This is a genomic window from Streptomyces sp. NBC_01089, assembly GCF_045162975.1.
Classification (GTDB): domain Bacteria; phylum Actinomycetota; class Actinomycetes; order Streptomycetales; family Streptomycetaceae; genus Streptomyces.
The window spans coordinates 6946611-6969032 of the sequence record NZ_CP108660.1; the positions used below are offsets into that span (position 1 = coordinate 6946611).

Below are 22422 nucleotides of genomic sequence, written 5' to 3' on the forward strand. Positions count from 1 at the left end.
GTCCGCCACCCCTGCGACAGCACTGCCCCGTACCGAGGTCGACGCCGAGCGCTGGCCGGACGTCGCCCGGCTGCCGGACGCGTCCTGGCTGCGTACCGCCGTCGCGGAACGCGTCGTCCGCAAGGCGCTCGCCGGACTTCCGCTGCGGGTCAGGCTCGCCGGCGCCGAGACGCTCGGGCTCGGCGGGCCGCTGCTCGATGTGCACGACCCCGCAGCGTTCTTCCGCCGCATCGGCGCGGGCGGCCTGATCGGCTTCGGCGAGTCCTGGATGGCGGGCGAATGGGCGGCCGCCGACCTGGTCGGGGTCCTGACCGTGCTCGCCGAACGGGCCGCGAGCCTGATCCCCGCGCCGCTGCAGAAGCTGCGCGCCGTCTGGGCCAGGAAGCAGCCGGCGGCCCAGCGCAACACGCCCGAGGGCTCGCGCGACAACATCAGCCACCACTACGACCTCTCCAACGACCTCTTCGCCCTCTTCCTCGACGAGACGCTCTCGTACTCGTCGGCGCTCTTCCGCGGCTTCCCCGCCGACCGGTCGCTGCTGGCCGCCGCCCAGCACCGCAAGATCGACCGGCTGCTCGACGAGGCCGGGGTCGGACCCGGCACCCGCCTCCTCGAAATCGGCACCGGCTGGGGCGAGCTGGCCGTACGGGCCGCCGCGCGCGGCGCCCGGGTGCGCACCGTGACGCTCTCCCGGGAACAGCGCGAGCTGGCCGTCGAGCGCATCCGTGCCGCCGGGCACCAGGACAGCGTCTCGGTGGAGATCCTCGACTACCGCCGGGTGGAAGGCAGTTACGACGCCATCGTCAGCGTCGAGATGATCGAGGCCGTCGGCGCCGAGTTCTGGCCCGAGTACTTCATGACGCTGGACCGGCTGCTGGCACCCGGCGGCCGGATCGCACTCCAGGCGATCACCATGCCGCACGAGCGGATGCTCGCCAGCAAGGACACCTTCACCTGGATCCAGAAGTACATCTTCCCCGGCGGCCTGCTGCCGTCGGCCGAGGCGATCGAGCAGATCACCGCCGAGCGCACGGCGCTGCGCGTGCGCAGGCGCGAGGAGTTCGGACCGCACTACGCCGAGACCCTCAGGCTCTGGCGCGAACGGTTCGAGGAACAGGCCGACGCCGTCGGGGCACTCGGCTTCGACCGGACCTTCCGACGGCTGTGGACCTTCTATCTCGCCTACTCCGAAGCGGGTTTCCGCTCCGGCTATCTCGATGTGCAGCAACTGCTGCTCACCAAGGAGGAGACCTCCCGATGAAGCGCCCTCAGAGCAGGACCGGCGCCGCCCAGCAGCTGTTCCCGCTGGTCGAACAGTTCCTCGGCGGCCGCCTCCCGCTGCGCCTGCGGGCCTGGGACGGCTCCACCGCCGGCCCCGACGGCGCACCCGTGGTGGTCCTGCGCTCCCGCCGCGCACTGCGCCGGCTGCTCTGGCAGCCCGACGAACTCGGCCTGGCCCAGGCGTACATCACCGGCGAGCTGGACATCGAGGGCGACCTCGCGGACGGTCTGCGCACCGTGTGGAGCGCCGTCAGGGCCCGCGGGCTGCGGCCGCCGCAGCTCACGGTCGCCGAGCGGGCCCGCGCGGTGCGCACCGCGCTGCGCCTCGGCGCGGTCGGCCCGCGCCCCGCACCGCCTGCCTCCCAGGCCAGGCTGCGCGGCGCCCTGCACAGCAAGGCCCGCGACCGGGCCGCGATCAGCCACCACTACGACCTCTCCAACGACTTCTACGCGCTGCTGCTCGACGAGACGATGGCGTACTCCTGCGGCTACTGGACCAGCGAGGACCCGGAGTACGGGCAGGCCGACGCCCAGCGCGACAAGCTGGAACTGATCTGCCGCAAGCTCGCGCTGACCCCCGGCGCCCGGCTGCTCGACATCGGCTGCGGCTGGGGATCGCTCACCCTCTACGCGGCGCAGGAGTACAAGGCCAAGGTCACCGCGGTCACCCTCGCCGCCGAGCAGGCGGAGTACGTCAGGAACCAGGTGGCGGAGCGCGGGCTTGACGACCTGGTGGAGGTCAGGCTCGCCGACTACCGCGACATCACGGGCGGCGACTACGACGCGGTGTCCACCATCGAGATGGGCGAACACGTCGGCGACGCCCAGTACCCCGGCTTCACCGCCATGCTGTTCGGCATGGTCCGGCCGGCCGGCCGGGTGCTGGTCCAGCAGATGTCCCGCGGCACGGTCGCCCCGGGCGGCGGCGCCTTCATCGAGGCGTACATCGCCCCCGACATGCATATGCGCCCGCTGGGTGAGACCGTCTCGCTTCTTGAGGGCGCGGGTCTTGAGGTACGGGCCGTGGAGTCGATCCGCGAGCACTACTCCCGGACCGTCGCCGCCTGGGAGCGGACGCTGGAGGAGCGCTGGGAGGAGTTCCGCGCCCTGGCCGGCGAGGAGACCGCGCGGGTCTGGCGGCTCTATCTGGTGGGCGGACGCCTCGCGTTCGAGGAGCGGCGGATGGGCGTGGACCAGATTCTCGCCGTACGCCCCGACGACAGCGGCCGGAGCGAGATGCCCGCCACCCCGCACGACTGGTACGCCGGGGACGTCCGGCGGTGAGCGGATACCCGTGGGGTGCCTTCGGCCAGGGGGTGGGCGCGGCGGCCGCGGCGGCGCTCGCCGTCATGCTGCTCACCTTCGCCGTCGCGGTGGCCAGGGGGCTGCACCGGATCGTCGACATCGCCTGGGGCGCGGCGTTCGCCGCGGTCGCGCTCGTCTCGTACGCCGTGTCGGCGGGGGAGGGCGGCGACGGGGTACGCCGTCTCGTGGTCACCGCGCTGACGGTGGTCTGGGGGCTGCGGCTCGCCGTCCACATCGCGCTGCGCGGACGCGGCCACGGCGAGGACGCCCGTTACGAGGCGATGCTCGCCAGGGCCCCGGGCAGCCGGAACCTGTACGCGCTGCGCAAGGTCTATCTGCTCCAGGGCGCCCTGGTCCTGCTCGTCTCGCTGCCGGTCCAGGCGGCGCAGTACCTGCCGGGCACGATGGGGCCGGCCGGATACATCGGCTGTGCCGTATGGCTGGTGGGGCTGGTCTTCGAGGGCGTGGGCGACCGGCAGCTGGCCCGCTTCAAGGCGGACCCCGCCCACCGCGGGCAGATCATGGACCGCGGCCTGTGGTCCTGGACCAGGCACCCGAACTACTTCGGCGACTTCTGTGTCTGGTGGGGGCTGTTCCTGCTCGTCTGCGACGATCCGGTGGTCGCGGCCGCGACCGTCGTCAGCCCGCTCGTGATGAGTTTCCTGCTGATCGGCGGCAGCGGGAAGCGGCTGCTGGAGCGGCACATGGCCGACCGGCCGGGCTTCGCCGCGTACGCCGCGCGGACCAGCGGTTTCTTCCCGTGGCCGCCGAAGCGGGGCTGAGCCGGGGGAGACGCGGCGCAACGTGAAGGGGGAGCCCGGCCGGGCTCCCCCTTCACGTTCAGCCCTTCACGTTCGGCCCTTCACATTCAGTCCCTCACATTCATTCCTCCGGCCGGGTCAGGCCGGGAAATTCATCAGTGCCAGCGGGGCCGTCGTCGGCGCCTTCGAGCCGCCGGCCGGTTCGACCGTGATGCCCATCCCGGCCGCGGAGTTCACCGCGCCTGCCATGAGCACGCTCTCCGAGGAGGATGAAGGATTCAGCAGACCCGCGGAGCGCATCGTCCCGTTGTCGTTGAACCAGAGCTGGTAGACCTTGCCGCTCGGCGGCTTCGGCAGTCCCGAGGTGAGGAACGCCGCCCGGTTCCTGGTGTGCGAGACGACGACCGTGCCGTTCGCCCCGTCCTTCAGCTTCCCCGTCGTGATCTTGGCGTCCGGAGCGGCGAGCACCGCGGCCAGCGCACGCGCCTGCTGCTGCGACTGCGCGGCGGAGTTCCTGGCGTCACCGGCCTCCTGGTGCTGCCACACCGCGACCCCGCCGAGACCGACGGCCGCGGCGAGACAGGCCGCGAGCGCGAACCGGGAGAGCGCACGGCCTCCGCGTGCGCCGCCGCCACCGCCGCGGTGCTGCTGCGGCAGCAGCGGGGCCTCCTGGCGTTCGGTGGCGATCCGGCGCAGCACCTCCTGCTTGAGCGCGGGCGGCGGGGTCACCGTGACCGCGAGGGCCAGCCTGCCCGCTGTCGCCACCAGCTCACGTACCTCCTGGGTGCAGGCGGGGCACACCTGGAGATGCTGCTCGAACTCGGCGCGCTCCTCGGGCTCCAGGGCATGCAGCGCGTAGGCGCCGGTCAGTGTGTGCAGATCCGCTGTCATCATGCGCTGACCCCCAGGCAGTCGCGCATCCGGATGAGTCCGTCGCGCAGTCGAGTCTTGATGGTGCCGAGCGGTACGGAGAGCAGCTCGGCCACTTCCCGGTAGGCCAGGCCCCGGTAGTACGCGAGTGTCACCGACTCGCGCTGCACCTCTGTCAGAGAACTCAGACAGCGGCGCACCTGCTCCCGCTCCAGCCGGGACTCGACCTGTTCGACGACCTCGTCGAACGCCGGTGTCCGGTCGAGCAGGGCGGCCCGCTGCTCACGGTCCGAAGCGGCCTGGGCCGAACGCACCCGGTCCACCGCCCGGCGGTGGGCGAGCATCAGGACCCAGTTCATCGCGGAGCCGCGGTCGGGCTGGAAACGTGCCGCGCCGCGCCACACCTCCAGAAGCACCTCCTGGGCCACCTCCTCCGACTGCGCGGGATCGCGCAGCACCGCGCGTACCAGTCCGAGAACGGGGCCGCACACGGAGTCGTACAGACGCGAGAAGGCGTCTTGGTCGCCGCGGGCGACCAGGGCGAGCAATTGCTGCAGATCAGGCCCCGCCGAAGCGGCTCCGCTGATGTGCACGGCTTCTTTCACGCGGCGTTCCTCCACAGGCGGACAGGCGGTATACGAGTTCTCGGCGGGTATTCGGAGCGAGCGCGGCGCTGGATTGGTCAGGCGTACGAAATCTTCCGCGCCGCCCGTCCCGTCGGCCGTCCCGCGCCGCCCGTCCCGCGTAGGCCGTCTCCCAGCAGAACACGCGCCGCGGTGTACGGCCGCCGGGCACAGCGGAGAGCCCCCGGTGGCGAGCGCACGCTCACCCCCGGGGGCTCTTCCCTCCGCCGGTACCGAGGCGGTCAGCCCGCCTGTTCCTGCTCGGCCTCCACCTGGGCGTTCCACTCGCGCTTCGCCGCGCGCCAGGTCTCGTCGTCCTGGCCCAGCCGCCAGTAGCCCGAGATGGACAGCCGCTCGCGGGGGATCCCGCGGTCCAGCCGCAGATGGCGCCGCAGCTCCTTCACACAGCCCGCCTCGCCGTGCACGAAGGCGCTGACCTCGCCCGCCGGGAAGTCGAGTGTCTGTACCGCCTCGGTCAGCGCCTCGCCCGCCGGGCGTGCGCCGCGGTGCAGCCACCGTACTTCGACGCCGTCCGGCGCCGCGATCTTCTGCTCCTCGTCGGGGCCCGACACCTCCACGAACGCGTGGACCACGGCGCCCGCGGGCATCGCCTCCACCGCGGCCGCGATGGCGGGCAGCGCGCTCTCGTCGCCCGCCAGCAGGTGCCAGCCGGCGGCCGGGTCCGGCGCGTACCCGCCGCCGGGGCCGAGGAAGCGCATCGTGTCGCCGGGGCGGGCGGCCGCCGCCCAGGGTCCTGCCAGCCCTTCGGTGCCGTGCACGACGAAGTCGACCACGAGCTCACGCAGCGCCGGGTCCCAGGACCGCACCGTGTACGTCCGGGTGACGGGCCACTGTTCGCGGGGGAGCTCCTCGCGGATCCGGGCCATGTCGAACGGCTCCGGATAGCTGACGCCATCGGGCGGGAAGAGCACCTTGATGTAGTGGTCGGTGAACTCCGATGCGTCGAACGCGTCCAGCCCCTCACCGCCGAGGACCAGACGGACCATGTGCGGGGTGATCCGTTCGGTACGGATCACCTGCGCCTCGTGGGCCTGCGGTGTCTTACGGGCCGGTGCTTCCGCCACGGACAGCTCCCCAGATCGATATAGTTAGGCTCACCTAAGTTAGCACTTCAGTCCTGGAGAGTGGAGAGCAGGCGCTGGAGCGATCCGCCCAGACCCCACCGGGTGCCCAGTAGTTCCAGGGCGGCCGGGTCGCGCGGTGCGGTGGGCAGCGCCGGGTCGAACGGCGGCAGCGGTACGTCCGAAGCCACCCGCACCACCTTCGGAGCCACCGCCACATAGGCGCGCGCCTCGTCCAGCTTGCGGCGCTGCGAAGGGGTGAGCCCGGACGCCGGATCGTCGACCGCGGCCATGATCCCGGCCAGATCGCCGAACGCGTCGAGCAGTTTCGCCGCCGTCTTCTCGCCGATCCCCGGCACGCCGGGCAGGCCGTCGCTCGGGTCCCCCCGCAGCAGCGCCAGGTCCACATACCCCTGACCGGTCACTCCGTACTTCTCGCGCAGCAGCGCCTCATCGGTGAGCTGGAGGTTCCCCACGCCCTTCAGTGGATACAGCACCCGCGCGCCACGGGCGTCGTCCACCAGCTGGTAGAGGTCGCGGTCCCCGGTGACGATGTCGACCGGACCGGTGGCCGCGCCGGCCAGGGTGCCGATCACGTCGTCCGCCTCGTAACCGTCGACACCCACCCGGGCGATACCGAGCGCGTCCAGCACCTGCTCGATCACCGGGACCTGCGGAGCCAGCGTGTCGGGGGTGTCCTCCTCGTCCGGGCCCTGCTCGGTCTCCACGGCCACCCGGTGCGCCTTGTACGAGGGGATGAGGTCGACCCGCCACTGGGGACGCCAGTCCGCGTCCATGCACGCGACCAGCGCGTCGGGCCGGTGGTCCTGCACCAGTCTGGCGATGAAGTCGAGCAGCCCGCGCACGGCGTTGACCGGAGTGCCGTCCGGGGCCCGTACCGTATCGGGGACCCCGAAATAGGCCCGGTAGTAGAGGGAAGCGGTGTCGAGGAGCATCAGGCGTCGGGTCACGCTCCGATCATGCCGTACACCACCGACACTCACCCGAAAGTGAGCTGGGTCACTCTTCTGTTTGGGGCGGATAAAGGTGGGCAGGCGCCGCCACGGAGCGGAACCAGTAGCAGATTCAAGTATTGCGAGGGTGAAGCGGACCGATCCCGTGCCGCTCCACGACCCGTCGACACGGGGGTGACAGGTCGTCTTCGTCTCAACGCGTGAGGTATATGTGTCCAGGCTGCAAGCCGACCGCTTGTACAAAGTGTTCGGCAGACGACCCGATGAAGCCGTGCAGAAACTCGAGAACGGCACCGGCCGCGATGAGCTGCGCGGTGAGGGCACGACTGCTGCGGTCATCGACGCATCCTTCACCGTCGAGCCCGGCAACATCTTCGTGGTCATGGGTCTCTCGGGATCCGGCAAGTCCACGCTGCTGCGCATGCTCAACGGGCTCCTCGAGCCGACGTCGGGCCGGGTGCTCTTCGACGGCCAGGATCTGACCGCGCTCAGCGACAGCGAGCTGCGCGAGGTGCGTTCGAAGAAGATCAGCATGGTCTTCCAGCACTTCGCGCTCTTCCCCCACCGCAGCGTCCTGGAGAACGCGGGCTACGGCCTCGAGGTCCAGGGCGTGCCCCGCGCCGAGCGCGAGAAGCGGGCGGCCGAGGCCCTGGAGATGACGGGACTCGCCGGCTGGGAGACCTCCTGGCCCGACGAGCTGTCCGGCGGTATGCAGCAGCGGGTGGGCCTCGCCCGCGCGCTCGCGACCGACGCGGACCTGCTGCTGATGGACGAGTCCTTCAGCGCGCTCGACCCGCTGATCCGCCGTGACATGCAGGACCAGCTGCTCGAACTGCAGAAGCGGCTGAAGAAGACGATCGTCTTCATTACCCACGACCTCAACGAGGCCATGCGCCTCGGCGACAGCATCGCGGTCATGCGCGACGGGGAGATAGTCCAGCTCGGCACAGCCGAGGACATCCTCATCACGCCGGCCAACGACTATGTCGCCTCCTTCACCAAGGACGTGGACCGCACGCGCGTCCTCACCGCCGCGGCGATGATGACCGACGCACACCGTCCCGACGCGGGCGACTGCGGCTGCGAGACCGTCACCCCCGACACCACCTTCGCCGACCTGTGCGGCGTGAGCGCGCGTGTCCCGCACCCGGTGGCCGTAAAGAACGCCCAGGGCAAGCTGGTCGGTGTCGTCGAGCAGTCCCGTCTCGTAGGATTCCTCGGCGAGTACGCCGAGGCCCCCCTGGTCTGTGACGCGGCGCCCAAGAACAAGGCGGTCGCCAGTGCCTAGGTTCCATTTCGGCGACTGGGTCGAAAACATCGTCAAGTGGCTCCAGGACCACGTCGGCTGGCTGTTCGACGCGATCAACAGCGTGCTCACGCACATGTACAACGGTGTCGACGCGGTACTCGGCGGCGGTGAACCGCTGCTGATGGCGGGCATCTTCGCCGTCCTCGCCTTCTGGCTGCGCGGTCTGGTACCAGCGGTGCTGACCTTCGTCGGCTTCGCCCTGATCGACGCGCTCGCCCTCTGGGACGAGGGCATGGACACGCTGTCGCTGGTGATTGTCGCGGCGGTCATCACGATCGTGATCGCGGTGCCACTGGGCATCTGGGCGGCGCGCAGCGCCAAGGTCGGTGCCGCGGTCCGCCCGGTGCTCGACGTGATGCAGACGATGCCCGCCTTCGTCTATCTGATCCCGGGCGTCATGTTCTTCGGCGTCGGGGTGACCCCCGGCGTGATCGCCACGATCGTCTTCGCGATGCCCCCGGGCGTCCGGATGACCGAGCTGGGCATCCGGCAGGTGGACGGCGAACTGGTCGAGGCCGCCGAGGCGTTCGGCACCTCCCCGCGCAACATCCTGCGCCGGGTGCAGCTGCCCCTGGCACTGCCGACGATCATGGCCGGTGTCAACCAGGTCATCATGCTCGCGCTCTCCATGGTCGTCATCGGCGGTATGGCCGGTGCGGGCGGTCTCGGCGAGAAGGTCTACGCGGCCATCACACAGCTCCAGGTCGGTCTCGCCGCCGAGAGCGGTGTGGCCGTGGTCATCCTGGCCATCTACCTGGACCGGATGACCGGCGCCCTCAACCAGCGTGTCTCCCCGCTGGGCCGGCGCGCCGCCGCGAAGGCGGCCTCCATGGCCCAGAAGTGGAGCTTCACGCACTACCGTCCCGGCACCAGCGTCGCCGTGATCGGCGTCGTGATCCTCGGGCTGGTCGCGGGCGGCATGAACCTCGGCTCGGCCTCCGACAGCAAGGGCTCGTCGCAGGCGGGCTCGGACGTCGGCCACGGCAAGCAGATCAAGATGGGGTACATCCCCTGGGACGAGGGCATCGCCTCCACGTACCTGTGGAAGGAGCTGCTGGAGCAGCGCGGCTACACGACCGACGTCAAGCAGCTCGACGCCGGCCCGCTCTACTCCGGTGTGGCCCGCGGCGACGTCGACTTCCAGACCGACTCCTGGCTGCCGACGACCCACAAGGACTACTGGAACAAGTACAAGTCCCAGCTCGAGGACATGGGCCAGTGGTACGGCCCGACGTCCCTCGAACTGACCGTGCCCTCCTACGTCAAGGGTGTGAAGTCCCTGGCGGATCTGAAGGGCAAGGGCAAGGAGTTCAACGGCAAGATCATCGGTATTGAGTCGAGTGCCGGTGAGATGGGTCTGCTGAACAAGAAGGTCCTGAAGGCTTACGGGCTGCAGGGTGAGTACCAGGTGGTGTCGTCGAGTACGTCGTCGATGCTGGCTCAGCTGGACCGCTCCATCAAGAAGAAGGAGCCGGTCGTCGTGGTGCTGTGGTCGCCGCACTGGGCGTACGGCAAGTACGACCTGACGAAGCTCAAGGACCCGAAGGGTGCCTGGGGCAAGAGCGACTCGATCCACACCGTCGCGCACAAGGGCTTCGACAAGAAGGACCCGACGGTCGCGGAGTGGCTGAAGGACTTCAAGCTCACCGAGGACCAGCTGACCAGCCTGGAGAACTCCGTCCAGAGCGCCGGTGAGGGTCATGAGCAGGACGGCGTGCGCGCCTGGCTGAAGAAGAACCCGAGCATGGTGAACAAGCTCGCGCCCGTCGCGAAGGGCGCCGGCGCCCCGCAGAAGGGCAAGGACGCGGGCAAGAGCGTCAACCTGGGCTTCTTCCCGTGGGACGAGGCCATCGCCTCGACGTACCTCTGGCAGAACATCCTGGAGGACCGCGGCTACAAGCCCAACGTCAAGCAGCTCGACCCGGGACCGCTGTACACCGCGCTCGCCCAGGGCCAGGAGGATGTGCAGTTCGACTCCTGGCTGCCGACGACGCACAAGCAGTACTGGGACAGATACAAGAGCAAACTCACCGATGTCGGCTCCTGGTACGGGCCCACATCGCTGGAGCTGTCCGTGCCTTCGTATGTCAAGGGTGTGAAGTCCCTGGCGGATCTGAAGGGCAAGGGCAAGGAGTTCAACGGCAAGATCATCGGTATTGAGTCGAGTGCCGGTGAGATGGGTCTGCTGAACAAGAAGGTCCTGAAGGCTTACGGGCTGCAGGGTGAGTACCAGGTGGTGTCGTCGAGTACGTCGTCGATGCTGGCTCAGCTGGACCGCTCCATCAAGAAGAAGGAGCCGGTGATCGTGGTGCTGTGGTCGCCGCACTGGGCCTATGGCAAGTACGACCTGACGAAGCTCAAGGACCCGAAGGGTGCCTGGGGCAAGAGCGACTCGATCCACACCGTCGCCCGCAAGGACTTCGGCAAGGATCTGCCCGAGCTGAACGGCTGGCTGAAGAAGTTCAAGCTCAGCGAGGACAAGCTCAACTCGCTCGAGGTCGCGATCCAGGACGGCGGTGCGGGCAAGGAGAAGCAGTCCGCCCGCAAGTGGCTCGACGCGAACCCGGGCCTTGAGGACAAGCTGGCGCCTGTCGGCAGCTGATCCGACTCTCCCGCGGGGATCTTCCGCGGAAGGCTCTCCCGTAAGGGGCGGGCAACGCCACCGGCGTTGCCCGCCCCTTACGGCGTTCCGGGCACCCTTGGGTCAACTTCGGTCCGCCGGTCGGCACTTGAGGGCAGTCGGCCGGGGCGGCCGTGCGGCTGTGCGGCGGAAAGGTTGTGCGACGCGGGTGTGACAGGACGGCCCTCCCGTGGTCCGAAGCTGCGTAAGGTGCTAGCAGACACGACCGGGCGACAGGGCAAAGGGAGGGGAACCGATGGACGCTAACGAGAAGGAGGCGTTCCGGGTGGGTGCCGCCGTCCGCAGGCGCCGCCGCACACTGGGACTCACCCTCGCGAAGGTGTCCGCGCGCAGCGGGCTGTCCGTACCCTTCCTCAGCCAGATCGAGAACGAGCGGGCCCGGCCGAGCGAGCGCTCGCTCCAGCGGGTCGCCGACGCGCTGGAGACCACGGCCGTCGAACTGCTCGCGGTGTCCGACGCGGGGCGTACGGTCGACGTGGTCCGCGCGGTGACCGCCGACGGCGCCGTCCCCGACCCCGAGCCGCAGATCCGGGACCTGGTGCGCGGCCACCACCAGCTGCACGCCATGGAGTTCACGGGTGAGCAGGAGACCGGGCGCGAGTTCCAGCACCGCAACGACGAGGTGCTGTACGTCGCCGAGGGCGCTGCCGAGGTGGAGGCCGAGGGCCGGGCGTACCGGCTGGCGCGCGGTGACAGCCTGTTCCTCTCCGGGGGAGTGCGGCACCGCTGGCGTGCCACGGTGCCCGAGACCCGGATCGTCGTCGTCGCGGTCGCCGAACACGTCGACGCGACGGCCGACCCACAGCGTTAGATACTGCCGTCCCCTCCCGTCCGGTCCCGGCCCGTACCGGGCACCGGACTCCAGGTGACGCCGGACTCGAGCGACGCCGGACTCTAGAGTGACGGGATGACCCACGCGACCCCGCCCGGCTGGTACCCGGACACCGGCCTGCCCGCCACCGAGCGGTGGTGGGACGGCACGGCCTGGACCGCGCACACCCGCCCCCTCGTCGACGCCGTACCGCAACAGCCCGGCCTGCCAGGACCTCAGCAGAGCCTGCCCGCGGCGCCGTACGGCTTCGGTCCGCCGTCGGCGGCCACACCCGTGCCCATACCCGCGGGCCGGCGCGGGCGCGGTGGTGTGCCGCGCGTGGTGCCGCTCGCCATCGGCGCGGTGGCCGTGGTCGCCGTCGCGGTGACGGTGGCGGTCACCGTGGTCAACAGCGGTGGCGGCGACGGCAAGGCGGCGCACTCCCCGGCAGCCACCAGCGCACCCGCTTCGCCCCCGGCCACAGCCGCCGGGACACACACTTCGGGCACCGGCGCACCGCCGACCGCCGACCCGGCTCTGCTCGTCGACCAGCTGAACGGCATCACCCTGCCCGTCCCGGACGGCTGGGAGAAGCCGACCAGCACGGTCGAGGACGTCACGACCATGCGGACCAGCCACTCCTACACCTGCCCCGGCGACTCGGCCTCGTTCTGCTACCACGGCACGGTCACCTCACGTACCGCCGACCAGAGCGACGTCTCATCGGCCGAGGCGGTGGCCAAGGCGGATATCAAGGACGCCGCCGACAGCTCGTACGACAAGGACCTCGTCGGCGACCTCAACTACGACGGCATCACCTCGCACACCCGGACCGAGTCCCGGTCGGTGACCGTCGCGGGCCGCACCGGCTATCTGGTGCGCTGGCGGGTCAGAACCGGCGCGGGCCCCGGGGGTTACGTCCAGACCGTCGCCTTCCCGTCGTCCCTCGGCTCCGAGTCGATGGTCGTGGTGCGCCTCGCCTTCGACGCCGGGCCCGACGGGCCGCCGCTCCACGTCATGGACACCATCACCAGCGGGATCCGCCCCATCGGCGATGCCACAAGCGGCGGTGTGGGCAGCAGCATCGCCCCCTGACCCGCCACCGGGAGCGCAGGGAAGGCACGGGGGGCTTACAGGAAGGTGTGGCCCTCGCCGCGGTATGTCGGCGCGGTCCCCGTCACCCGGTCGCCCTCGATCAGCTGGAGCGCGTCGAACCGCTCGCACAGCTCACCCGACTTGGCGTGCCGGAACCACACCTTGTCACCGAGCAGCAGATCGTCGGCGGGGGAGCCGAGCAGCGGGGTCTGGACCTCGCCGGGCCCCTCCTGCGGGTCGTAGCGCAGCCCCTCAGGGAGGTACGGGACGGGCAGCCGGTCCTGGCCGGCCGCGCCCGACGCCGGATAGCCGCCGCCGAGCACGGTCACCACACCCACGCCCGGCCTGCGGACCACCGGCATCGCGAAGAGGGCCGCCGGACGCCCGGTGAAGGAGGTGTAGTTGTCGAAGAGCCGCGGTACGAAGAGGCCGGAACCCGCCGCGATCTCGGTCACCGCGTCCTCGGCCGCCGTGTGCTGCACGCTGCCCGTCCCGCCGCCGTTGACGAACTCCAGGTCCGGTGCCACCGACCGGACCGCCCGCACCACGGCGGCCCGCCGGACGGCCAGCTCCCTGCGGGCCGCCGACTGCATCAGCCGCACCGCGCGCGAGCGCAGCGGCCGCCCGGCGACGGAGTCGCCCACCCCCGCGATATGGCCCTCGTACGCCATCAGCCCCACCAGCCGGAAACCCGGGCGCCGCGCCACCGACCGTGCCAGCTCGGCGAGTTGGGCGGGATCGCGCAGCGGCGACCTGAGCGCCCCGATGCGCACCCGGCCGCCGAGCATCCGGAGCGAGGTGTCCAGCTCCAGGCAGACGCGGATCTCCTCACGGCCGCCGTCCCGCGCGCCGTCGATCAGCTCCAGCTGGGCCGGATCGTCCACCATCACGGTCACGGCGGCGGCCAGCTTGGGGTCGCCGGCCAGCTCGGCGTATCCGGCGCGGTCGGCCGACGGATAGGCGAGGAGTACGTCGTCGAACCCGGACCTGGCCAGCCACAGCGACTCCGCCAGGGTGAACGACATCAGCCCGGCGAAGCCGTCGCGCTCCAGCACCCGCTCCAGGAGCGTCCGGCAGCGTACGGACTTGCTCGCCACCCGGATCGGTTTGCCGGCCGCGCGGCGGACCAGGTCGTCGGCGTTGGCGTCGAAGGCTTCGAGGTCGACGATCGCCAGCGGGGCATCGAGGGCGGCGGTGGCCCGGTCGTACCGGGTCCGGTCAGCAGCACGGGGCGTCATGGCCGAAGCCTGCCAGACATGATTACCGGAGGGTAGGGGGATGTTCTGGGCAGATGCCCCGTGCGTACCGTCCGGTTCCCGCAGGTCCCGTGCCAGCCCGTAGAGTGACCGACGGACCCGCCAGGAAGGCGAATTCGGGCGGACGCACAGGGGGGCGGATGAGTACCGAGGCGCGACGTGCCCCCTTCCCGTCCTTCCCGCCCCGCCCGAAGGAACCGCCGTGCGCCCAGCCACCCACGCAGCCCCCCGCCCAGGCCGGCCCGGGGCAGCCCCCGGCCGAGGCCCCCACGGAGACCACTACACGGCTGCGCCCCGTCGTCGAGACTCCCGAGCCCGCTGACGCCTCCGCGACCGGGCCTTCCCCCGCCGTCTCCGACTCCCGTGCGTCCGCCGCCTCTTCGGAGCCGGGAGCCGGGTCGCCCGCAGGCCCGCCGGCCGGGTCGCCCACCGGCCCGCCTGCCGGTTCCCCGGCCTACCCGGCCTCCGCGGCCTCCGCGGCCGGGAGGCCGGCGCCGCCGTCCGGCGTCCCGCCCAGGCCCGCCGCCGCACCGCCCGTCTTCCCGCCCCGGCCCTCCGCGCCGCCGCCCACCCGCCGCAGGCCGGTCGGCGCTGTCGACCTCACCCCGCGGCCCGGTGCGGGAGGCCCGGCGGTCCGTCAGGAGCCGCGTCAGGCCGCCGCCGAGACGCCGGTCGAGACCACCACCCGGCTGCGGCCCGTTCCGGCCCGGCACCCGGGCAGGGCCGTGGCCGCCGCGGCCTGCGTGGTGCTGGGCCTCGGCCTGATCGGTGGCGCGGCCGCCGGGAGCATGCTCAGCGGTGACAGTGCCGCGGCAGGCCCCAGCGACGGATTCACCGCGGCGCGCGGCCTCTGGCACAGCACCCCGGTCGACACCCTCTTCCCCACGACGCTCAAAGGCACCGGCGCGGGCCCCGGCGGCGCCGACCGCACCTGGACCAGGGTGGGCGTCGCACCGGACAGCACCTGTACGGGCCGGCTCGACCCCATGCTGCTGCGCGCGCTCCAGCCGGTGGGCTGCAGCAGGCTGGTGCGCGCGACGTACACCGATGCCACCAGCAGCAGTGTGACCACGGTCGGGATGGTCTTCACCGAGGCGGGCCCGGCGGCGATGACCGCCCTGCACCAACGGTTCACGGCCGAGGGCCTCGACCGGCGCACCGATCTGATGCCCGGCGCCTACCCGGTGAAGTCCACACCCGCCGCCTCGTTCGGCGACCGGCAGCGGGCGAGCTGGACGGTGAGCGTCCTGACGGACGCACCCGTCGTCGTGTACGCGGTCTCCGGGTTCGCCGACGGCCGTACGGTCACCGACCCGCAGCCCGCCGCCGTGGCCATGGAGGAGTCACAGACGACCGCCGCGGCCCAGGCGGGGCTCGGCCACGACGCCAAGGGCATCGAGGAGCGCGTCGAGCGGGCGCTGCGCAAGAACGTCGCCGCCACGGCGAAGCCGTGAACCACCAGGCGGAGCCCGGAGCGTACGGCGAAGCCCTGAACCGCACGGAGGAGCACCGATGAGACGCCGAGGACCGACCGCACTCACCGGCGTGCTGGCCGCCGCGGCCTTCACCGTGCTGCCCGCGGTGCCCGCCGGCGCCGACTCCATCCGCGCCCAGCAGTGGGAACTGACCGCCATGCACACCCAGCAGGCATGGCGTACGACCAAGGGGCGTGGCGTCACGGTCGCCGTGCTCGACACCGGAGTCGACGCAGCCAACCCCGACCTCGCGGGACAAGTGCTGCCCGACAAGGACCTGATCGGCTTCGGAGCCAAGCGCGGCGACCGGTCCTGGGCCCGGCACGGCACCGCGATGGCGGGCATCATCGCCGGCCACGGACACGGGCCAGGCCACGCGGACGGCGTCCTCGGCATCGCGCCCGAGGCGCACATCCTGCCGGTCCGGGTGATCCTCGAAGGCAGCGACCCGTCGATCAAGAAGGCCCGCGCCTCACGCGGCGGCGCCCTCGCCACCGGGATCCGCTGGGCGGCCGACCACCACGCCGACGTCATCAACCTCTCCCTCGGCGACGACAGCGCGTCCGCCCGCCCGGAACCCGGCCAGGACGCCGCCGTCCAGTACGCGCTCTCCAAGGGCTCCGTCGTCGTGGCGTCGGCGGGCAACGGCGGCGAGGACGGCGACCACATCTCCTACCCGGCCGCCTACCCCGGGGTGATCGCGGTGACCGCCGTCGACCGGTACGGCACCCACGCCTCCTTCTCCACCCGCCGCTGGTACGCCACCGTCAGCGCCCCGGGCGTCGACGTCGTGATCGCCGACCCCGACCGCAAGTACTACGAGGGCTGGGGCACCAGCGCGGCCTCCGCCTTCGTCTCGGGCGCGGTCGCGCTGGTCAGGGCCGCGTACCCGGACCTCACCCCGGCACAGATCAAGAAGCTGCTCACGGACACCGCCCGCGACGCCCCGCAGGGCGGCCGCGACGACTCCCTCGGGTACGGGATGGTCGACCCGGCGGCCGCGCTCGCGGCGGCGGCGAAGCTCGCCCCGGCGCAGATCCGTACGGAGGCCGCCGGTTACGGCAGGAAGTACTTCGGGCCGGGCCCCGACGCGGAGCCGAGCACGGGGCCCGGAGCCTGGGTCGTCCCGCTCACGGGCGGCGCCGGCGTGCTGCTGCTGGCCGGCGCCCTGGTGCTGTGGCGGGGCGGCCGGTACCGGAGCATCCCGCGCGGCGCCGGTTTCAGCCGGTTCCGCCGGTCGCTGTGACGGCGGCACGCGCCGCGGCCTCGGTGACCGCGATCCCCGCGGGCAGGGTGGTGTGCCCCGCGGAGAGCACGGCGATCAGCCGGGTGCCGCTTCCCACGGTCACCCGCCCGATGCTGTGGACGGTCCACCGGGCGGCGTCCCCGCGCGGCAGCCAGCCGTTCTTCAGCGCCCAGCCGTGCCCTGCAGCGGAGACGCCCCACGCCTGACCGGGCGCCACCCTCGTCATCAGCGCCGTGAGACAGCCGCGCGAGGAGAGGGAAAGCTCGGAATCGCCTCCGAACACCGCCCGCAGCAGCGTCAGTTGGTCCCGGGCGGTGGTCCGGGTCAGGCCCCACTCGCCGTTGCTGCCGCCCCGGGTGCGGGTGAGCCCGAGCCGCCGGACACCGGCGTCGAACCCGGGTGCGCTGCCGATCGCGTTCCACAGCGCGGTGGCCGACGCGTTGTCGCTGTGCACGATCATCGCCTCGGCGAGCGTCTGTTCCGAGACGCCGAGGCCGCGTCCGGCGTCCTGCGCGCGCAGCAGCAGCGTCGCGAGGATGCCGACCTTCACGATGCTGGCCGTGTCGTAACTGCCGCTCCCGTGAACGGCGGTGGCGCCGCTCGCCGTGTCGAGCACCGCGACCGACAGCGAGGCGTCGCCCGCCACGGACCGCAGCGCACGGGCCAGTGCCGCGTCCGGATCCACTTCGGACCTCCCCGGGTATGTGTGTACGGCCGCCGGCCGCCGCCCGCGCCCGGCCGGCCCGACGATACGGCCGGGACCCCGGCCCCGCAGCCGGACCCGGCCGACCAGCGGCGGGGGCCGCGGCACTAGGCTCAGGACCGTGGCGCTCAAGAACATTCCGGACTCCGGATTCTCCGACGACGACGGCACCGCCGACCCCCGGCTGACCGCGGCACTCGCCGCCTGGTCGCAGGACAGGGCGGCCGAGCCGAAGGTGCTCGAAGCCCTCCGGGACGCCCGGCTCCTGGTGCCGGTCGTCGCGATCCTCGGGGAGGCCGAGACGGGCGATGACGGGCTGCGCCGCGAGAAGTCCAGCGACATGGCGGTCCCGACGCTCCAGGCCGGGGACCGCAGGGCACTCCCGGCCTTCACATCGACCGCTTCACTGGCCCGCTGGGACCCGCAGGCCCGCCCGGTCGCCGTACCGCTGCACCAGGCGCTCCAGGCCGCAGCCCATGAGCGGGCCGACACGCTCGTGCTCGATCTGGCGGGCCCCGTCCCGTACGAGCTCAGGGGCGCCGCGCTGCTCGCGCTGGCGGAGGGACGCACCAGCGCGGACCCGCTGGACGACCCGGCCGTGGTGGAGGCGGTACGGGAGGTCGTCGCCGCACACCCCTGCGTGCTCCGCGCCCATCTCGGCCCGGGGAAGGCCGACGGCACCCTGGCCCTGGTCCTCGCGCCCGGTGCCGAGCAGTCGGCGGCCACCGCGGTCGCCACGGATCTGGCCGCGCACGAGGTGCTCAGGGCCCGGCTGGTGCGGGGGCTCGATCTGGCGCTGCTGCCGGCCGGGGCGCCGGCTCCGAACACCCCGCTCTTCGCGCGCTGACACCGGGCGGCGAAGCCCCGAGAGGCAGTCCAGGCTCTTCCGACGAATAATTGCGGAGAAATCCGACAATCTTCGTGAGGTGGAGCTATGGAGACGACGGAGACGCGGAGGATAGCCGCGGAGTTCCTGGGAACTCTGCTGCTGGTGTTCGTCGCGGTGGGATCCGTGGTGCTCGCCAGTGAGTACATCGGTGCCTTCGGCATCGCGCTCACGTTCGGCTTCATCATGCTGGCGCTGGCCTACTCGCTCGGCGCGATATCGGGCTGCCACATCAACCCGGCCGTGACCCTGGGCATGCTGCTGGCCGGGCGCATCGATCTGCGCAGGGCGGTGGAGTACTGGATCGCGCAGTTCCTCGGCAGCATCGTCGGTTCGGCCCTGCTCTTCCTGCTCACCAAGCAGGTGCCGGGGATCAAGACCGACGGCCTGTTCGGCAGCAACGGCTACGACAACCGCTCGGCCGTGCACATCAACCTGGGCGGCGCCTTCCTGGTGGAAGTGGTGCTGACCTTCGTCTTCGTCTTCGTCGTCCTGGCCGTGACCCACAAGGTGGCCGTCGTGGGCTTCGACGGGCTGCCCATCGGTCTGGCGCTCGCCACGGTCCACCTGATCGGCATCCCGCTGACCGGTACATCGGTGAACCCGGCGCGCAGCTTCGGCCCGGCCCTCTTCGCCGGCGGCGCCGCGCTCTCCCAGCTGTGGCTGTTCATCGTGGCGCCGCTGATCGGCGGGGCGATCGCGGCCTACGCGCACCGCTTCACCCACCCCACCGGCCTCACCGGGCACGGGGAGCGGCCGCTGAACGGCGGGCCGGCCGGCGAAGCCCCGGCCGACTCCGCGGAGGACGGCTCTGCCGCGGCCGGCTCCCCGGGCGGTGCCGCCAGGGCCGGTCAGCGGGGAACCTCGTGGATCAGGCGCGGGCCCCGTTCTCAGCCGTAGACCGGCCCGGTGTACTTCTCGCCGGGGCCCTCACCCGGCTCGTCGGGCACCGCGGACGCCTCGCGGAACGCCAGCTGGAGCGATTTCAGGCCGTCGCGCAGCGGCGCCGCGTGGAAGGAGCTGATCTCCGTGGCGCTCGCCGTGATCAGTCCGGCGAGCGCCTGGATCAGCTTCCGGGCCTCGTCCAGGTCCTTGTGCTTCTCGCCGTCCTCGGCCAGGCCCAGGTTGACGGCGGCCGAGCTCATCAGATGAACCGCGACCGTCGTGATCACCTCGACCGCGGGGACGTCCGCGATGTCACGGGTCATGGAGTCGAAGCCGGGGGCTTCTTCTTCGGGGGTGGGGGAGGGGGTCGCGTCGCTCATGACGCACACGATATGCGGTGGCCCTGCCGCCCCCGCGCGGAGGCCGCCGCGGACCGGTTCGCCGCACCGCGTCCGGGGTGCTAACCTTGTGTAACGACCGGCCGGACACCTGAGTGCCCGGCCCACAAGTGGAGGCTCCGATCTCCCACCTGACTGTCCTCCGGGACGGCGGGTCACCGGTCAGGCGGCGCCCATCGTTCCGTACGGACGATGGAAGCCACCCGATGTGCGCCCCGCGGTCGACGCGGCGGTGCTCCGGTATGTGAGGAGCTCCCGCCTGTGTCCCGTCCGGGGCGTTTTTCATGTTCCAGGTGCGGTTGGTCTGTCTAAACAGACGTTACGCGGCTGTCTGCCAGAGAGCCGTGTGGTGCTACCGAGGAGGATCCATCAGCGCCGAGCCCCGCATCAACGACCGGATTCGCGTTCCCGAGGTGCGACTTGTCGGACCCAGTGGTGAGCAGGTGGGCATTGTCCCGCTCGCGAAGGCCCTGGAGCTGGCACAGGAGTACGACCTCGACCTGGTCGAGGTCGCGGCGACCGCCCGTCCGCCCGTGTGCAAGCTCATGGATTACGGGAAGTTCAAGTACGAGTCGGCCATGAAGGCCCGTGAGGCGCGCAAGAACCAGGCGCACACGGTCATCAAGGAGATGAAGCTCCGGCCGAAGATCGACCCGCACGACTACGACACCAAAAAGGGTCACGTCGTGCGCTTCCTCAAGCAGGGCGACAAGGTCAAGATCACGATCATGTTCCGCGGTCGCGAGCAGTCCCGCCCCGAACTGGGCTTCCGGCTGCTGCAGCGCCTCGCTTCGGACGTCGAGGACCTCGGGTTCATCGAGTCGAACCCGAAGCAGGACGGCCGAAACATGATCATGGTGCTTGGCCCGCACAAGAAGAAGACCGAGGCCATGGCCGAGGCGCGTGAGGCCCAGGCCGCCCGCAAGGCGGAGCGCCAGGGCACCGCGGCCGAGGGTTCCGAGGACGAGGTCGCCGAGGCAGAGGCCGAAGCACCGGCCGAGACCACCTCCGACGCGTGACCGTAAGGGCCACCAGCCAGGCGGCCCCGGGGTTCCGCCCGGAACACATACCAATGATCTGACGCTCCCGGTCTCCGGTGCCCGCACCGGGGGAGCGCCACTGACGAGGAGAGTACGGCGCGATGCCGAAGAACAAGACGCACAGCGGCTCCAGCAAGCGCTTCAAGATCACCGGCTCCGGCAAGGTGCTCCGTGAGCGCGCCGGCAAGCGCCACCTGCTGGAGCACAAGTCGTCCAAGAAGACGCGTTCGCTGACCGGCACCGTCGTGGTGGCCCCGGCCGACGCCAAGAAGATCAAGAAGCTTCTCGGCAAGTGATGTCGCCGCCCCCGGTGATCCCCGGGGGCGCGATGTCGGGACCGGGACCAATTCGTTTCCGGGCCGTGTGAGTTCACCCACGGCCCCGCTACAAGGAGTCAACAAGTGGCACGCGTCAAGCGGGCAGTCAACGCCCACAAGAAGCGCCGGGCAGTTCTCGAGGCGGCCAAGGGCTACCGCGGTCAGCGTTCGCGCCTGTACCGCAAGGCCAAGGAGCAGGTCACCCACTCCCTGGTCTACAACTACAACGACCGCAAGAAGCGCAAGGGCGACTTCCGTCAGCTGTGGATCCAGCGCATCAACGCCGCTGCCCGCGAGAACGGCATGACGTACAACCGCCTCATCCAGGGTCTGAAGGCCGCCAACATCGAGGTGGACCGCAAGATCCTCGCCGAGCTGGCCGTCAACGACACCAACGCGTTCGCCGCGCTGGTCGAGGTCGCGCAGAAGGCGCTCCCGAGCGACGTCAACGCGCCGAAGACCGCTGCCTGATCAGGCACGCACTTCAGCCGGAGCCCGGCCGGCAGGACCCGCAGGCGGAAGCCGCCTGCGGGTCCGCTGTGTTCCGTGCACCGGTCGAGCCCCGCACGCGCCCCTCCCGTACGTGAATAAGGTGAAACGCCGACCATGGGCACCCCCGCCGAGCTGATCTCCCCGCGCTCCCCGCGCGTCGCCGCCGCCAAGCGGCTCGCCCGGCGCAACTTCCGTACCAAGGAACGCCGGTTCATCGCCGAGGGGCCGCAGGCCGTGCGTGAGGCGGTGCGGCACCGGACCGGCGGCGAGCCGACGCTCGTGGAGCTGTTCACCACCGTGGAGGCCGCCGAGCGGTACGCGGCCATCGTTGCCGCGGCACGGGACGCCGGGGCGCGGATCCACCTGGCCGGCGACGACGTACTCGCCGAACTCTCCCAGACCATCACCCCGCAGGGCCTCGTCGGTGTCTGCCGCTTCCTGGACTCGCCCTTCGACGAGATCCTCGCCGCCCGCCCCCGGCTGGTCGCCGTGCTCGCGCATGTCCGTGACCCCGGCAACGCCGGCACGGTGCTGCGCTGCGCCGACGCGGCGGGCGCCGACGCCGTCGTCCTCACCGACGCGTCCGTCGACCTGTACAACCCCAAGTCCGTACGCGCTTCGGTCGGTTCGCACTTCCATCTGCCCGTCGCGGTCGGTGTCCCCGTCGAGCGGGCCGTCGCCGGGCTGCAGGCCGCCGGGGTACGGATCCTCGCCGCCGACGGCGCGGGCGACGACGACCTGGACGCCGAACTCGACGCGGGCACCATGGGCGGCCCGAGCGCCTGGGTGTTCGGCAACGAGGCATGGGGGCTCCCCGAGGAGACCCGGGCCCTCGCCGACGCGGTGGTCCGCGTCCCCATCCACGGCCGGGCCGAGAGTCTCAATCTCGCCACGGCGGCCGCCGTCTGTCTCTACGCTTCCGCACGTGCGCAGCGCGCTTCCGGAGGGTGCCGCTCCGTCACCTCCAGCTAG

At 71.4% G+C, this 22422-nt stretch carries 22 protein-coding genes; 15 read left to right on the forward strand and 7 right to left on the reverse strand.

Features of this window, described 5'->3' with window-relative positions; genetic code table 11:
• Positions 1-22 precede the first annotated feature (22 nt).
• Genes OG510_RS31230 through OG510_RS31240 form a run of 3 tightly spaced genes read left to right on the forward strand, consistent with a single transcriptional unit; the run spans position 23 to position 3368 of the window.
• On the forward strand, positions 23-1261 hold the full coding sequence (locus tag OG510_RS31230) for a class I SAM-dependent methyltransferase (RefSeq protein WP_406142646.1): 1239 nt from the start codon (positions 23-25) through the stop codon (positions 1259-1261).
• On the forward strand, positions 1258-2565 hold the full coding sequence (locus OG510_RS31235) for a class I SAM-dependent methyltransferase (protein WP_406141193.1): 1308 nt from the start codon (positions 1258-1260) through the stop codon (positions 2563-2565). The genes OG510_RS31230 and OG510_RS31235 overlap by 4 nt, the downstream gene beginning before the upstream one ends.
• A complete protein-coding gene (locus tag OG510_RS31240) occupies positions 2562-3368 on the forward strand; it encodes a DUF1295 domain-containing protein (RefSeq protein WP_406141194.1) in 807 nt (268 codons plus the stop codon). Before OG510_RS31235 ends, OG510_RS31240 begins: the two co-directional genes overlap by 4 nt.
• A 117-nt stretch (positions 3369-3485) precedes the next feature.
• On the opposite strand, the gene OG510_RS31245 is transcribed toward OG510_RS31240, so the two are convergent.
• The 4 genes from OG510_RS31245 to OG510_RS31260 form a co-directional block, all read right to left on the reverse strand.
• Positions 3486-4241: an anti-sigma factor domain-containing protein gene (locus tag OG510_RS31245; RefSeq protein ID WP_406141195.1), complete on the reverse strand. Its 756-nt coding sequence runs from the start codon at positions 4239-4241 to the stop codon at positions 3486-3488.
• Positions 4238-4822, reverse strand: coding sequence for a sigma-70 family RNA polymerase sigma factor (locus tag OG510_RS31250; RefSeq protein WP_164266573.1), 585 nt, complete (start codon positions 4820-4822; stop codon positions 4238-4240). The genes OG510_RS31245 and OG510_RS31250 overlap by 4 nt, the downstream gene beginning before the upstream one ends.
• Before the next feature lie 260 nt (positions 4823-5082).
• The gene (locus OG510_RS31255; RefSeq protein WP_406141196.1) at positions 5083-5925 is read right to left on the reverse strand and encodes a siderophore-interacting protein; all 843 of its coding nucleotides are present in this window, start codon (positions 5923-5925) and stop codon (positions 5083-5085) included.
• A 47-nt stretch (positions 5926-5972) separates the two neighbouring features.
• A complete protein-coding gene (locus OG510_RS31260) occupies positions 5973-6878 on the reverse strand; it encodes a 5'-3' exonuclease H3TH domain-containing protein (RefSeq protein ID WP_406142648.1) in 906 nt (301 codons plus the stop codon).
• Positions 6879-7107: 229 nt separating this feature from the next.
• On the opposite strand from OG510_RS31260, the gene OG510_RS31265 reads away from it, so the two are divergent.
• The 4 genes from OG510_RS31265 (at position 7108) to OG510_RS31280 (ending at position 12752) form a co-directional block, all read left to right on the forward strand.
• Complete coding sequence (locus tag OG510_RS31265) at positions 7108-8184, forward strand: betaine/proline/choline family ABC transporter ATP-binding protein (protein WP_164266571.1); 1077 nt, start codon at positions 7108-7110, stop codon at positions 8182-8184.
• Positions 8177-10807 (forward strand): ABC transporter permease/substrate binding protein, encoded by a 2631-nt coding sequence (locus tag OG510_RS31270; RefSeq protein ID WP_406141197.1) that lies wholly within the window; start codon positions 8177-8179, stop codon positions 10805-10807. The genes OG510_RS31265 and OG510_RS31270 overlap by 8 nt, the downstream gene beginning before the upstream one ends.
• 274 nt (positions 10808-11081) lie before the next feature.
• Positions 11082-11657, forward strand: a complete 576-nt coding sequence (locus tag OG510_RS31275) for a cupin domain-containing protein (protein WP_406141198.1) — start codon at positions 11082-11084, stop codon at positions 11655-11657.
• Positions 11658-11753: 96 nt separating this feature from the next.
• Positions 11754-12752 (forward strand): DUF2510 domain-containing protein, encoded by a 999-nt coding sequence (locus OG510_RS31280; protein WP_406141199.1) that lies wholly within the window; start codon positions 11754-11756, stop codon positions 12750-12752.
• Positions 12753-12787: 35 nt separating this feature from the next.
• Here OG510_RS31280 and OG510_RS31285 read toward each other — a convergent pair whose 3' ends face one another.
• On the reverse strand, positions 12788-13990 hold the full coding sequence (locus OG510_RS31285; RefSeq protein WP_406141201.1) for an amino acid deaminase/aldolase: 1203 nt from the start codon (positions 13988-13990) through the stop codon (positions 12788-12790).
• Between the two features lie 158 nt (positions 13991-14148).
• Between OG510_RS31285 and OG510_RS31290 the strand changes: the two genes are divergently transcribed.
• Together OG510_RS31290 and mycP are read left to right on the forward strand one after the other, a co-directional pair.
• Complete coding sequence (locus OG510_RS31290; RefSeq protein ID WP_406141202.1) at positions 14149-15462, forward strand: hypothetical protein; 1314 nt, start codon at positions 14149-14151, stop codon at positions 15460-15462.
• A 58-nt stretch (positions 15463-15520) separates the two neighbouring features.
• The gene (mycP, locus tag OG510_RS31295) at positions 15521-16729 is read left to right on the forward strand and encodes a type VII secretion-associated serine protease mycosin (protein WP_406141204.1); all 1209 of its coding nucleotides are present in this window, start codon (positions 15521-15523) and stop codon (positions 16727-16729) included.
• On the opposite strand, the gene OG510_RS31300 is transcribed toward mycP, so the two are convergent.
• Positions 16704-17414, reverse strand: a complete 711-nt coding sequence (locus OG510_RS31300) for a serine hydrolase (protein WP_406141206.1) — start codon at positions 17412-17414, stop codon at positions 16704-16706. The genes mycP and OG510_RS31300 overlap by 26 nt on opposite strands.
• A gap of 139 nt (positions 17415-17553) precedes the next feature.
• Between OG510_RS31300 and OG510_RS31305 the strand changes: the two genes are divergently transcribed.
• Complete coding sequence (locus OG510_RS31305) at positions 17554-18279, forward strand: SseB family protein (protein WP_406141207.1); 726 nt, start codon at positions 17554-17556, stop codon at positions 18277-18279.
• Positions 18280-18366: 87 nt separating this feature from the next.
• Positions 18367-19218: an MIP family channel protein gene (locus OG510_RS31310; RefSeq protein ID WP_406141209.1), complete on the forward strand. Its 852-nt coding sequence runs from the start codon at positions 18367-18369 to the stop codon at positions 19216-19218.
• Here OG510_RS31310 and OG510_RS31315 read toward each other — a convergent pair.
• Entirely contained in the window at positions 19209-19583 is a 375-nt protein-coding gene (locus OG510_RS31315) for a DUF1844 domain-containing protein (RefSeq protein WP_164266670.1), read from the reverse strand. The two genes, OG510_RS31310 and OG510_RS31315, sit on opposite strands and share 10 nt — an antisense overlap.
• Before the next feature lie 362 nt (positions 19584-19945).
• Between OG510_RS31315 and infC the strand changes: the two genes are divergently transcribed.
• From infC to OG510_RS31335, 4 genes are all read left to right on the forward strand, one after another.
• Positions 19946-20620 carry a translation initiation factor IF-3 gene (infC, locus tag OG510_RS31320; protein WP_406141211.1) on the forward strand — a complete coding sequence of 225 codons (675 nt, stop codon included), beginning with the start codon at positions 19946-19948 and terminating at the stop codon, positions 20618-20620.
• Between the two features lie 122 nt (positions 20621-20742).
• A complete protein-coding gene (rpmI, locus tag OG510_RS31325; RefSeq protein WP_164266672.1) occupies positions 20743-20937 on the forward strand; it encodes a 50S ribosomal protein L35 in 195 nt (64 codons plus the stop codon).
• Between the two features lie 105 nt (positions 20938-21042).
• Entirely contained in the window at positions 21043-21429 is a 387-nt protein-coding gene (rplT, locus tag OG510_RS31330) for a 50S ribosomal protein L20 (RefSeq protein ID WP_164266673.1), read from the forward strand.
• 135 nt (positions 21430-21564) lie between these two features.
• Positions 21565-22422 (forward strand): TrmH family RNA methyltransferase, encoded by an 858-nt coding sequence (locus OG510_RS31335; protein WP_406141212.1) that lies wholly within the window; start codon positions 21565-21567, stop codon positions 22420-22422.

Coding starts and splice junctions, on each gene's coding strand:
- OG510_RS31275 (WP_406141198.1), top strand. CDS start 11,082: ATGGACGCTAACGAGAAGGAGGCGTTCCGGGTGGGTGCCGCCGTCCGC.
- OG510_RS31315 (WP_164266670.1), bottom strand. CDS start 19,583: ATGAGCGACGCGACCCCCTCCCCCACCCCCGAAGAAGAAGCCCCCGGC.
- OG510_RS31335 (WP_406141212.1), top strand. CDS start 21,565: ATGGGCACCCCCGCCGAGCTGATCTCCCCGCGCTCCCCGCGCGTCGCC.
- OG510_RS31280 (WP_406141199.1), top strand. CDS start 11,754: ATGACCCACGCGACCCCGCCCGGCTGGTACCCGGACACCGGCCTGCCC.
- OG510_RS31245 (WP_406141195.1), bottom strand. CDS start 4,241: ATGATGACAGCGGATCTGCACACACTGACCGGCGCCTACGCGCTGCAT.
- rpmI (WP_164266672.1), top strand. CDS start 20,743: ATGCCGAAGAACAAGACGCACAGCGGCTCCAGCAAGCGCTTCAAGATC.
- OG510_RS31290 (WP_406141202.1), top strand. CDS start 14,149: ATGAGTACCGAGGCGCGACGTGCCCCCTTCCCGTCCTTCCCGCCCCGC.
- OG510_RS31235 (WP_406141193.1), top strand. CDS start 1,258: ATGAAGCGCCCTCAGAGCAGGACCGGCGCCGCCCAGCAGCTGTTCCCG.
- OG510_RS31285 (WP_406141201.1), bottom strand. CDS start 13,990: ATGACGCCCCGTGCTGCTGACCGGACCCGGTACGACCGGGCCACCGCC.
- mycP (WP_406141204.1), top strand. CDS start 15,521: ATGAGACGCCGAGGACCGACCGCACTCACCGGCGTGCTGGCCGCCGCG.
- OG510_RS31310 (WP_406141209.1), top strand. CDS start 18,367: ATGGAGACGACGGAGACGCGGAGGATAGCCGCGGAGTTCCTGGGAACT.
- OG510_RS31260 (WP_406142648.1), bottom strand. CDS start 6,878: ATGCTCCTCGACACCGCTTCCCTCTACTACCGGGCCTATTTCGGGGTC.